Source organism: Bartonella sp. AP30XZML (assembly GCF_042195945.1).
Taxonomy (GTDB): domain Bacteria; phylum Pseudomonadota; class Alphaproteobacteria; order Rhizobiales; family Rhizobiaceae; genus Bartonella.
In genome coordinates this window covers 56,207-68,814 of sequence record NZ_JBHIPJ010000036.1, presented here as the reverse complement: position 1 = coordinate 68,814, position 12,608 = coordinate 56,207, and the positions used below count along the sequence as shown (strand labels likewise).

The window sequence follows — 12,608 nt, the reverse complement described above, 5'->3', positions numbered from 1 at the left end:
TAGAAGGTAAGAGTTTTTAAAGGAATTAAAATTATAAATTGAGGAAATACAAAGGAACTTTTGTTCTGAGGGAAACTTGTAAAAGCCTAAATTTATAATGTTGTATTTTCGAGAAGCGGCGTTAAATAGCGGGGATATACTAAGTAAGTTCGTTGAACGCTTGAAAACGATGCTTTATCCACCAATTTGTCCTGGATGTAAGCAAAATGTTTCTACTTATGGTACGATTTGCTCCGAATGTTGGAAAGAACTTCAATTTATCACGAAACCTTATTGTCCTGTTATGGGGACTCCTTTTGTTTGTGATATGGGGGATGGTTTTCTTAGTGGTGAAGCACTCCGTAATACTCATCCTTTTTCACGTGTTCGCTCAGTCATTGTTCATAAAGGGCTTGCACGAACTTTAGTAACGCGCTTAAAATATGGTGATCATATAGAATTGGCATCATTTATGGCCAATTGGATGATGTTTGCTGGACGCGAGGTTATTGATGATTGTGATGTTATTATTCCCATTCCATTGCATTTTCGTCGTTTTTGGGAGAGGCGTTATAATCAATCTGCTGAGCTTGCACGTTATATTGCAGCATCACAAAAAAAGCTTTTAAAACCGAGTTGGCTTGTTCGTTGTCGGCATACCCGTCCGCAGGTTAGTCTTTCTTCGAGAGAGAGAAAACTTAACGTAAAAAATGCTTTTAAGGTTTCGCATAAAGTTAAAAAATATCTCAAAGGATGTTCTGTTTTGCTGATTGATGATGTATTTACAACGGGTGCAACAGTTACAGCAGCAGCTGCTGCATTAAAAGATGCAGGTGCACGACAGGTTGATGTGCTAACATTTTCGCGTGTTCTCAAAGAAGATTCTATTTTTCCCTCTTCTTAAGAGGAATTTAAAATGAATATTATTAAAAAATATTGGAGGATAATACTATGAAAGAGATAATAATTTATACACGTCCTGGTTGTCCTTATTGTACAAAAGCACGTGATTTGCTTAATAAAAAAGGCGTAAAGTATACAGATATTGATGCTTCCACATCCCTTCGCCAAGAAATGGTACAGCGTGCAAATGGACGTAATACATTTCCACAAATTTTCATAGGTGATTATCACGTTGGCGGTTGTGATGATCTTTATGCTTTAGAGGCTGAGGGAAAGCTGAATTCTCTATTACAAGGCATATAATATTTGTAAATTACATATTCTTAAGACCGTTTTGCAAGAAGGAGATAGTTAACGCCCATGTCTTTTGAGCGATTCCAGCTGTCGTTTAATGGGTTATAAGTAATACCTATCTCATCAATGACAGTCAGAGCGTTTTTTGATAAGAAATTTTTAAGTTCTAGAGGTTTTAGGAATTTTTTATAATCATGGGTTCCTTTAGGAAGCCAACGTAGAATATATTCAGCGCCTACAATAGCAAGCCCCCATGCTTTCCATGTGCGGTTGAGTGTTGAGACAAACATCAACCCTTGTGGTTTCAACATTTTTGCTGTAGCTGCTATGAAGAGATTAACGTCAGCGACATGTTCAACAACTTCCATATTAAGGATGATATCAAATTTTTCTCCTTCATTGGCAAGTACTTCTGCTGTCGTCGTGCGGTAATCAATGGAAAGGTCATTTTGAGCTGCATGGGTTTTTGCGACTTCAATATTTGTTTGTGCAGCATCAACGCCTACAACCATAGCACCAAGACGTGCCATTGGTTCACATAACAAGCCTCCTCCACAGCCAATATCAAGAATTTTCAAATTGTCAAAGGGCGTAAGTGAAGAAGGGTCACGATTAAACTCTAAACAGATTTTTTCTCTGATGTAAGCAAGGCGTGTTGGGTTAAATTGGTGAAGAAGTCGAAATTTTCCTTGTGGATTCCACCATTCTGTAGCAATACGTGAAAAATGATCAATTTCACTTTGATCAATAGTTGTTTGTGTTTCATCGATCATGTTGCCTTCCTTTTATTTTTAATGATCAGGTCAAGTAGATTTTATACAAAGTCAAGAGAAATTAATATAATCATAATGAAACTTGCACAAATGATAGATATTCGCTATGTCGAGAAAATGGTTAATTGATACAGCATCTAATTCTCATTACTGTTTGAGATAAGAGATGTAAAGGTAAGAGTGTTATTAATGGCGCGCATTGTCATGAAATTTGGTGGAACATCTGTAGCAAACATTGAATGTATTCATAATGTTGCACGGCATGTCAAAAGAGAGGTTGATGCAGGCAATGAGGTAGCCGTTGTCGTATCTGCGATGGCTGGTAAAACAAATGAACTTGTTCAGTGGACAAGTGATGCTTCCTCTATGCATAGAGATGCTCGTGAATATGATGTTGTGGTTGCTTCTGGTGAACAGGTTACTTCAGGTTTGTTGGCTTTGACACTTCAAGAAATGGGGGTGAATGCACGTTCATGGCTTGGTTGGCAAATTCCTATTCATACAGACAATGCGCATGGCCGTGCACGTATTACTAATATTGATGGATCTTTTTTAATCGAGTGTTTTCAGGAAGGTCAGGTTGCCGTTATTGCTGGTTTTCAGGGGTTATCTCCGGATAACCGGATTTCTACCTTAGGGCGTGGGGGATCAGATACAAGTGCTGTTGCTATAGCCGCTGCTGTACAAGCTGATCGCTGTGATATTTATACAGATGTGGATGGTGTGTATACAACGGATCCACGTATAGAGCCGAAAGCGCGTCGTTTACCAAAAGTAGCTTTTGAAGAAATGCTAGAAATGGCTTCTCTTGGTGCAAAGGTTTTACAGGTTCGTTCTGTTGAATTGGCAATGGTTCATAAGGTTCGTACCTTTGTGCGTTCAAGTTTTGAGGATCCTGATGCGTTAGGCATGGAGGATCCAATGAGTTCTTCTGGAACACTTATTTGCGATGAGGATGAAATTGTGGAACAACAAAATGTTACTGGTATTGCTTTTGCTAAGGATGAAGCACAAATTTCCCTTCGGCGGCTTGCTGATCGTCCAGGGATCTCGGCAGCAATTTTTGGTCCCTTGGCTGAAGAACGCATTAATGTTGATATGATTGTGCAAAATATTTCTGAAGATGGCTCAAAAACTGATATGACTTTTACGGTACCATCATCAGATGTAGAAAAAGCCGTTACACTTCTTGAGAAGAATCGCAAAGAAATTGGATTTGATGTTCTCCAATTTGAAAGCGATCTCGCCAAGGTATCTGTGATTGGTATTGGAATGCGTAGTCATGCAGGTGTTGCCGCTACAGCATTTAAGGCTTTGGCTGAAAAGGGTATTAATATTCAAGCAATTACGACCTCAGAAATTAAAATTTCTATTTTGATTGATAGTGCTTACACTGAACTTGCGGTTAGAACATTACATGCTGTTTATGCACTTGATAAGGGATAAGTATTTTTTAGTTTCAACAGAGTTTCAATAACGTAAAGCTTTAATATATAATTAATAATTTTTGTTAAGGATAATTTATATTTTAAACTTAAATGGAATATTTAATACAGCAGAACTCTCTTATTTTAAACTTGTTCATGATGAATTTAAAATGGTCACTTATATATTACAAGAGAAAGATGTTTAGGTAAAAAACTCTGTTTAAGAAGGGATATAAAATATGCCGTCTATAAACGTTTTAGAACCTATAGAGTGGGATGGAGAAGACTTATACGATAAGCCTTAATAGAACTAAGGAACAATGCACTGCGTTTATTCAAAGAATGCATGTTACATGAGGGACAGCCTCGTGAATACAGATTTAATATTATAAATCTTAGAGAAATGGGCGCTCATTGGATTAGTGACGGAATTACCAAAAATAGAATTGATGATGTATTTTCTAGAGATGTTTAGTTTGTCATCAAATGATTGTTTATGACTTTATGTATATCTTGAAAATTTAATTTTTTCCATATTATGAGGCAATAAAAAAATATATCTTTATAGACAATATTTATGTTGCACTATAAGTTATAAAATTACCATATCTTATGCGTTTATAGCTTATTCAGAAGTACTTTTCATAAAATCATGTAAATATAGATCAAAATTAATGATAATGTTACAGTGTGTTGCTTTTATGATTTTATTAATTAAATTTTTTTTCATGTCTATTTCTCTTTTTTGAATTATGATTAAGATTTTCAAAGTTTTGATACCTCCATATGTTCTTTAGGTTAACTTTCTTCCCTTAACTACTCTATTATAAGTATTTTCTGTGTCATACTGCCAATCACACATGAAATACATTCTTTCGTTTTTGCAGTATATTGTGCTAGTTTCTTATCATATTTACATATTTTGCAAATGGTGGTCTTTGTAAGCAAAACTCTTCTTGTGAGAAATATAGCCATATTATTTTACTCTTCTTGTATTTTATGTGGCGTTGTATAATTTGAAAGTCTCGAAAATATTGCTTTTTAAATTATCTATGAAGAGTATTTTATGGTATCAAGAAATATAGAGCGAGCTCTTTAAACAAAAAGAAAATAAATATCAAATAAGAGCGGAAAAAGGGGAGAACAACGATATATATGCTCTATTTTTCCACCAATCATATGTTTTAGAATAGTCTAAATGACTAGGATTTTCTTTTTTCCCGCGAGTTAATTACGTAAACTAGAGTGCTCCCTATGGAAGCATGCTTCAAGTTTAATTCTTTCATGGAGTGAGACAAGCGATGTGTCGATGATAAAAAACGGGAATATTTTTCCACTCCATTGTCAATCTAGTAGTAATGTTATGACGTTGTTATTCCAAAAAAATCTTTTGTTTTTTGTTACCTGTATCAATATCTAATATCAGCGTAGATGCATGTTTGACGATATATATTGAGACGGGTAAGGGGACTACGAGCAACTCCTGTTTTTGTATGCCAGATAGGAACAAGGATGTTGCGTATACCTGTTGGGGTAATTTCTGAAATGGAGATAAAACCTAATTGGGGGAGAATATGAAGCCATAAAAGTGAAAACCAACTTCCATTTTACAACTTCCTTTTAATTCTGCTTTACAACTTTCAAAGGGGTTGACAGCAATATCTTTTAAATAATGGATATTACACATTGGTTCACGTTTTTGTTTATTGCGTTATTAAATCATATATGCCTTTCACGTAAAAAAAACGCTATTATAGTGCCAATTTACGCGCTTGTTTTAAAGAAATATTTCTCCCCAAGCCCATTACGGCGTTTGTGGATGGTGTAACGTAAAATTTATTGGGGCCCCATCTCCTTCTTAGATCAAAGGTGTCAGTTGGTCGTCATCATTTAATTTTTAGTTTTCGTGTTGAACAGCTCTTGTATGGATATGATGAAGCATTCTTATTTCTTTCCTCAATAATCCATATTTCTCTTCGGCTTGTGACGTGTAAGCGAATAGTCTTGATTGATTCATCATGTACAGATTTGAAATGAAAAAATCATACGATATTTGAATTTCATTCAAGATTTATAATGATAAATTAAATATTTTTACCCAAAAATAATGTGCTTTTTAAGAAGATAAAATTAAAGTTGTTTAGAATACCCGCAATAAAATCAGTAACGAGGAGGGTGGTTTATTGGAAAAAAATAAACCATGGAATTACTTAACTGATTATTGAACTTTGCTTATTCTTATCTGTTTCGTATAATTAAACATAAGATATTGATTCATAATAATTAATTTTTTCTTTATAGTGAATAATAGTCTCGACGAAAGGCAGCTTTTATGAAACCACGAAGCCTTTTATATTGAAACAATTAAAATTATTTCTGTGCACAACATGAGTGGAGCTGGTGCATGAGTAAAAGAATATTGAAGAAAGGAATAAAATATCTCTTATAAGACTTCTTAAGAGTCAAAGGTGTTTCAACATTAGAAGCTCGTAAATAGTATGATGATGTTAGTTTTCTCCTTTATAAGTGTAAAGATGAGGCGAGACAACAGCTTTTACATTAAATATCGTCCGAACCCAACAAATGAGCGAAATCGCTTTTTAAAAGTTCTGCATAAAAATGTATTTTCAGTTAGTTTGTTAGGAACTATGAGAAATTCCTTTATTGCGCTTAATATAAATAAATCCATATCCCAGACCAATAAGAGCAGATAAACCAGAGCCACAGAGGACCCCAATTTTTGCCGCATCAAGCAGAATAATATCTTTAAAAGCGAGCATTGAAACAAAAATAGACATTGTAAAGCCAATTCCTGCTAAAAAACCAATGAGTAAAACGCCTGTCCAGGTCATATGAGGGGGGAGGCGGCATATCCCTGATTTTACAGCTATATAACTGGCAGTGATAATACCAAGAGGCTTACCGATGAAAAGACCAATGACAACACCCAGAACAATCAAGAATGATTTGTCAGAAGAAAGATCAAAGTTTGCAAAACTTACTCCTGCATTTGCGAAGGCAAAAACTGGCATGATACCGTATGCAACCCATGGATGCAATGCTTTTTGAACACGTGTTACTGGGGCGATCATGGCCCGTTGTCCTTTGCGCATCTTTTTCAATGCTGTTGAAATATGATGCAGATCTGTTTTTGTATTTTTTTCTTGAAGAATTTGCATAGCGTTACTGAGCATGGTGAGTGGCGCTACAAGAGTACGGGTAGGAAGAACGGGAGTCATCATCCCTAAGATTACGCCAGCAAGCGATGGGTGAACGCCTGTTACCATTAAACCCCACCAAATGATTGCACCAGGTAAAATGTAAAGCCATGCTGATGCAAGCCCGATCCACTGAAAAAATAGTACCAAAGCAATACCCGCTCCTGCAATCATTAAACCACTAGGATCAATGTTTGTTGAGTAGAAAAAAGCAATAATAAGAACAGCGATAATATCGTCAATAATTGCTAATGATAGAAGAATAATATGAAGATTAGAAGGAATTTTTTTTCCTAGAAGAGCAAGAATACCTAGAGCAAAGGCAATATCTGTTGCTGTTGGCACAGCCCAACCGCGGATATGTCCTTCGTTAAAATTGAAGATAAAGTAAATAATTGCAGGAACACAAACGCCCCCTATTGCAGCAACAATTGGTAAGATTGCTTGTTTAAAATCGGCAAGAGCACCTTCATGAATTTCGCGTCGAATTTCCATTCCAGCGACGAGAAAGAAAATAGTCATAAGGGCATCATTAACCCAGAAATGTAAATCCCATGAAAGAGTGAAATGACCCAAATTAAAGCCAAGAGGTGTATGCCAAAAAGATTCATAGAAAGCAGCATATTTAGAATTGGCAAAAATAAGTGCAGCAGCAGCAGCTAATAAAAGAACAACACCACTAAGAGCTTCAATATGGAGAAAACGCTCGATAGCAGAAAGCGCTTGATTAGTGACACGAGAAACGCGATTAGGCAGGCGATTTGAAGATAAATCAGACATGAACAACTCCAAGCATCGTCAATTTTAGATTCTATACTCTCTGTATAAATGACTTTGTATGATACCTTCTGTATCATACAAAAGAAAAAAGAGGAATAAAGTTCTTAATTTATAGACAAGATCATCATGTTTAAAGCACAAAATGTTTAACGCGACGCTTCATTTTTAATAGTGAGATGTACTTTGCTTAAAGCCTTAGATAGATCATTTTGTAGAGCAGATTCGAGATCAACTATTGCGAGACCTTTATTATCGTTTGCTTTAATTTTAACGATCAATGTTTGTGGATTTTTAGCAAATTCTCCTAAGGATTTTGAAATTTTTTCTGCTTCGTCATGATTTTTTAGCAGAATTTTTGGGGTCTGCGTCATCATTAGATAGAAATCGTCATAAAGTTCCTTTTTTAGATCATGTTGGCTGTCATTAAGATTTTGCGCAAGATAAGAAAAAAGCTTATCAATGAAACCTGCATCCGTATATTGTATATCAATTTCATTGATGCCAAGGTCTTGAGACGCAGCAATCATTATATTTTTCTGACCAGAAAAAAGCTTTTCATCAACATCAATAACCTTAGCCGATATGTTCCCAGATCCAACGTTTTTCATATTGAAAGACATTGTATCAAGAAAGAGTATACGTTTTTTTTCATCGTAAGAAATATCAATTTTTCCTGAAACATTAAAGCGCTCAAAGTTCAGATTTTTGAAGAAATCTAAGTCTTTTTCATTCATTTTTTTAGGTAAAACGGAAAGGTTATTGAGAGAAAGAAAAAGCTTTTTAGGGATAGGTTGTTTCCACAAACTTGGTTTGAATTGGAATGATTCGAGCGTTGCTTTCAACTGCGGTATATCAACGGTGATATTATCAACTTTGGCATCCGCTGAGGTAATGGCGAGCAGTATGTTTAGAAGAAGACCATTTTGTGCTACTTTTTCGGCGATTTTATTATTCTCTTTTCTTGCATTAAGATAAGCTTTGATTAATTTTTCAGGAGGTTGCTCAAGCGGTTTCATCTTTAAACCAGATGTTTTAAACTGCCCAAGGAAGAAAGAGCTGTTTTTTTCTGCTTCTTCAAAAATATCGACACTTATATTATTCAAAGAAATGGGGCCAGTAACGGTTTTACCTTGATTGAGAGCATTGTTTTTTCCAAAAATGATAGAGTAGGCATAGTTGATGTCGATATCATGGGCTTTTATTGTATCACTTTTAGCCATAAGTTGCATCTGTTTGGCACCATTTGCTACGACCGTTTTAAGATCCATATTTTTGATACTAACTGAATGGATATGGTTATTTCTAAAATCAGAAAGCTGGAAATTCTTGACTTCAACCGTTTCTATTCGGTTATTTTTATTTTCTATAGAAAGTTGTATATTGGGAGCAATAATTGAGGAAAGCTCAATACGCATCATTGATTGTAAAAGCCGTGATGTTATCGTTCTATCTTTTTCTTTTAAGGATACACTCCGAAGAGAAATTTGGGGAATTTGCACATGAATATTATTATGCTTTAAATCAACATTATAAAATGTAAAAGTTCCGGGAATAAAGGAAAGGGGAGGACGGGCAGAAATGGCACCAATTCTAAGTGATGTACCAGCTGGAACAGGTAATGTCACATTCTTCAAATTGATTTTACCTAGAATGCTTACTTCAGATGTTCGGGCTTTTATACCACGACGGGCTATTTCTTGTTTTACAAAACTGTCAAGATAGGGTTTTGCGATATAAAATCCACCAACAATTATAATTGCCAAGATAGCAACAAATCCAATAATACAAGTGAGCCAATATCTGAGGTTACTTTGATACCCACTATTAAGATTGACCATTCTTTCTTCTTTCATTTTTATCACTCTTTGAATTGAGAGTGAAGATAAATTCTTTTAAGCAACGACAAAGGTTTAAATATAGCGTGTACCAGTTTCAACAATTATCTACTCTCTATATTAGAGTTATTCTCATCTTTTTTGCAATATAGCTTTATCAACTTTTATCAATTTTCTTTGAGTTTAGCTCTTTATAGAAAAGAACGCATAATAAGGAGAGGTAAGTTTATGCGCATCATAATTTTTTATCACTTTAAAATTATCCTAAAATATTCCGATGTCTGCTTTTATCTTGCTGCTGTTTATAGGAATATTTAAAACATAAAAAATATGTTCTTGTTCATTATAATTTAATGGGGAGAGGTAAGTGTTATGACAGAAAATCAAATAATGGCTTTTTCGATCATTGGTCTCATGATGGTTGTTTTTATTTGGGATCGATTTCGTTATGATCTTGTTGCTATTTGTACATTATTAATAGCTTGTGCCCTTGGTCTTGTCAGTCCGAAGGAAGCTTTTAGCGGTTTTAGTAATGATATCGTTATTATCGTGGGGAGTGTGTTTGTTGTCAGTACGGCTGTATCGCGCTCTGGTATAATGGAGTTTATTATTCAACGGATATGGCCAGACGTGAAATCTGTGCGTCTTCAATTAGCCTTTTTAGTTCTTTCTGTTGTCGTATTATCAATGTTTGTTAAAAATATTGGTGCTTTGGCTATTATGCTTCCGATAGCTTTTCAGTTTGCACGTCGTTCTCAGGTTTCTCCTTCTGTCTTTTTGATGCCCATGGCCTTTGGTTCTTTGTTGGGGGGGCTTATGACACAGATAGGAACATCTCCCAATGTTGTTATTTCAGCGATGCAAGAACGTTTAGCCGGAACACCTTTTACTATGTTTGATTTTACACCAGTTGGTGCGGTTATTGCGACGGCTGGTGTTTTATATTTGGTTCTTTTTTATTGGCTTTTGCCTGTGCGTGTACGTTCAGGTGTATCGTTTGATGATGCCATTGATATTCGTAATTATGTTGCAGAAGTGCATATTCCAATAAATTCACCGATTGTGGGAAAAAATATTGTTGATTTGGTTAAGCCATCAAGTGGTGATGTTATGGTGATTCAAATCATCAGAAACAAAGTATCTATTTCACCGTTACCAGATTTTGTTTTGTCTGAAAATGATATTATTTTGCTGGAAGGGTCGCATACAGGGTTAGATAGCGTGATGAACTCTGCTCGTTTAGAGTTTTCTAAGGGGCGAACTATTGCTGCAGGTGATAAGGACAGTGACATCGATATTATTGAAGCAGTCATCACCCATAATTCACCCCTTATTGGTATTAGTGCGAAAGAGTTTTCCCTATTTGATCACTATAATGTAAATCTGCTTGCGTTAAGTCGTCAACATGAAAGGGTGCGGGGAAGACTTGATGATATTATTTTCCATCTTGGCGATGTGATTGTTTTGCAAGGACAGGATGCAGTTATTCCAAATTTGTTAAGAGAATTGAAATGCCTGCCCCTAGCAAAACGAAATATTGTGTTTGGAAATTTACGACATGGTTTCATCTCTTTAGCTGTTTTATTTATAGCAATTATTTTTACAGCTTTTCATATTGTTCCCGTTGCGTTTTCTTTTTTTTCTGCTGCTGCTGCAATGGTTATCTTTCGCGTTTTGCCCGCGCGTGATCTGTATCAGGCATTAGATGGCCAAATATTAGTACTATTAGCGGCTCTTATTCCAGTGAGTGAAGCGTTAGAGAAAACAGGATGTACGGATCTCATTGGTCAATGGCTGAGCCAATTGGCAATATTTTTCCCACCATCTGGTGCCTTAGCACTTATGTTGGTGACAGCTATGTTGGTCACGCCATTTTTGAATAATGCAGCAACAGTGATGATGGTAGCACCAATTGCGTCAAGTTTTGCTCATTCCCTTCATTATAAGCCTGAAGCTTTTTTGATGGCTGTTGCAATTGGTGCGGGTTGTGAGTTTCTTACACCTATTGGACATCAAAGTAATATGCTCGTGATGGCGCCAGGAGGATATCGTTTTAGTGATTATCCACGTTTGGGTGCTCCATTGGCGGTGTTGATCGTTATTATTGCTGTTCCAATGCTTATGTGGGTTTGGCCCTTACAATAGGATATTTTAAAAAACTTTAAGGATCAATTATAAAAAGTTGTTAATCGCATGAAGATAAGCTGAAGGGATACACTTTGTATATAGAACTTTAACTGAAGATTTGGAATTATACCACACTTTAATCATGGCGCTTCGGTATTTTTGATACAGATAAGATTTATCTATTTGGTTTTAGTAGGTATTCGTGGAAATTTACTGTTTATTCAAGTTTTTTCAAGAATTGGTTTTTCTATTATAATTGTATAATCCAATACAACCAACGATTGCGGTTGAAGACTTCAAAAGATTATCCCTCTATATAATGGGGAGAAAGTTCGCTTGAGATGATAGGCAATCATGATAAATATTAAGGCAGTGAATTTTTCATAAGACTCAATATATGTAAAAGCTGTAATGTGAACAAACAGGGTGCTTACATCATTTTCGATTAAGACTGTTGCAAAAATCTGATTGAATTGGCTACATGTTGATTTAAAATAAATAAACGAGCAATTTAAAGATTTTTAGTTAATTAGGGCTACCATCTTTATCCATTTATGCGTAAAAGCATAGGTGAAGTAACTTTTTTCAAGGTATGAGATATGTCGTATGATAGTTTTATTGCTGAAGTGAATGCAGAATTTCGTCAGGAAAAGGCGCTTGCTTTTTGGAGACGGTATGGTTTTTCAATTATTGGAGCAGCTATTCTTTTTATATTCATGATAGTTGCTTATCAAGTTTATCATCATACACAAATAAAGAAAGCTGGTTATATTGGTGATGCATTTGTAAAGAGTCTTGATCTTGCGGATACACGTGATTTTGATAAAGCGATAAAGCAATTAGAAACGGTTAAAACCTCTCATTTTGGGGGGTATCCTTTTCTTGCTCGTTTACGTGAGGCTTCTTTACTCATGGAGAAAGGTGATATTATTAAGTCAGTGGAGATCTGTGATTCTGTTGCAGCGGATGAGAAAGCACCGCAGATTTTGCAGAAAGTTGCAAAAATTCGGGCGGCTTATATTCTGGTTGATACAGGGACATTAACTGATGTTGAAAAGCGCATCAAAGATATGGCAAGTGATACCGATCCTATGCGTATGTCTGCAAGAGAAGCTTTAGGCTTAGCTGCTTATAAGGCGGATAAAATGGATGAGGCGGTTTATTATTTTAAGAAAATTTCTGAAGAAGGTTCTTTGGGTTTAAAAATAACAGATCGGGCTCGAATGATGCTTGAGCTTATACAAGCAGAGGGCAAGGCAAATAAGGAATAAA

The 12,608-nt window shown here is 35.6% G+C and carries 8 protein-coding genes; 5 read left to right on the top strand and 3 right to left on the bottom strand.

Annotation, left to right across the window (positions count from 1 at the left end; all coding sequences use genetic code 11):
* Nucleotides 1-97 precede the first annotated feature (97 nt).
* Nucleotides 98-883 (top strand): ComF family protein, encoded by a 786-nt coding sequence (locus ACFIL2_RS02635; protein ID WP_375680401.1) that lies wholly within the window; start codon nucleotides 98-100, stop codon nucleotides 881-883.
* 47 nt (nucleotides 884-930) lie between these two features.
* Nucleotides 931-1,185, top strand: a complete 255-nt coding sequence (gene grxC, locus ACFIL2_RS02630; RefSeq protein ID WP_375618441.1) for a glutaredoxin 3 — start codon at nucleotides 931-933, stop codon at nucleotides 1,183-1,185.
* Nucleotides 1,186-1,205: 20 nt separating this feature from the next.
* Here the strand turns inward: grxC and ubiG are convergent, their stop codons facing one another.
* Nucleotides 1,206-1,949 carry a bifunctional 2-polyprenyl-6-hydroxyphenol methylase/3-demethylubiquinol 3-O-methyltransferase UbiG gene (gene ubiG, locus ACFIL2_RS02625; protein WP_375680400.1) on the bottom strand — a complete coding sequence of 248 codons (744 nt, stop codon included), beginning with the start codon at nucleotides 1,947-1,949 and terminating at the stop codon, nucleotides 1,206-1,208.
* A 189-nt stretch (nucleotides 1,950-2,138) separates the two neighbouring features.
* Between ubiG and ACFIL2_RS02620 the strand changes: the two genes are divergently transcribed.
* Nucleotides 2,139-3,395 carry an aspartate kinase gene (locus ACFIL2_RS02620; protein WP_375633544.1) on the top strand — a complete coding sequence of 419 codons (1,257 nt, stop codon included), beginning with the start codon at nucleotides 2,139-2,141 and terminating at the stop codon, nucleotides 3,393-3,395.
* A gap of 2,620 nt (nucleotides 3,396-6,015) precedes the next feature.
* Here the strand turns inward: ACFIL2_RS02620 and nhaA are convergent.
* Nucleotides 6,016-7,374 carry a Na+/H+ antiporter NhaA gene (gene nhaA / locus ACFIL2_RS02615; protein WP_375636598.1) on the bottom strand — a complete coding sequence of 453 codons (1,359 nt, stop codon included), beginning with the start codon at nucleotides 7,372-7,374 and terminating at the stop codon, nucleotides 6,016-6,018.
* Between the two features lie 146 nt (nucleotides 7,375-7,520).
* Nucleotides 7,521-9,227: a hypothetical protein gene (locus ACFIL2_RS02610; protein ID WP_375634701.1), complete on the bottom strand. Its 1,707-nt coding sequence runs from the start codon at nucleotides 9,225-9,227 to the stop codon at nucleotides 7,521-7,523.
* Nucleotides 9,228-9,581: 354 nt separating this feature from the next.
* On the opposite strand from ACFIL2_RS02610, the gene ACFIL2_RS02605 reads away from it, so the two are divergent.
* Together ACFIL2_RS02605 and ACFIL2_RS02600 are read left to right on the top strand one after the other, a co-directional pair.
* The gene (locus tag ACFIL2_RS02605; RefSeq protein WP_375634700.1) at nucleotides 9,582-11,354 is read left to right on the top strand and encodes an SLC13 family permease; all 1,773 of its coding nucleotides are present in this window, start codon (nucleotides 9,582-9,584) and stop codon (nucleotides 11,352-11,354) included.
* 581 nt (nucleotides 11,355-11,935) lie between these two features.
* A complete protein-coding gene (locus tag ACFIL2_RS02600; RefSeq protein ID WP_375640008.1) occupies nucleotides 11,936-12,607 on the top strand; it encodes a tetratricopeptide repeat protein in 672 nt (223 codons plus the stop codon).
* The last annotated feature ends 1 nt before the right edge of the window (nucleotide 12,608 follow it).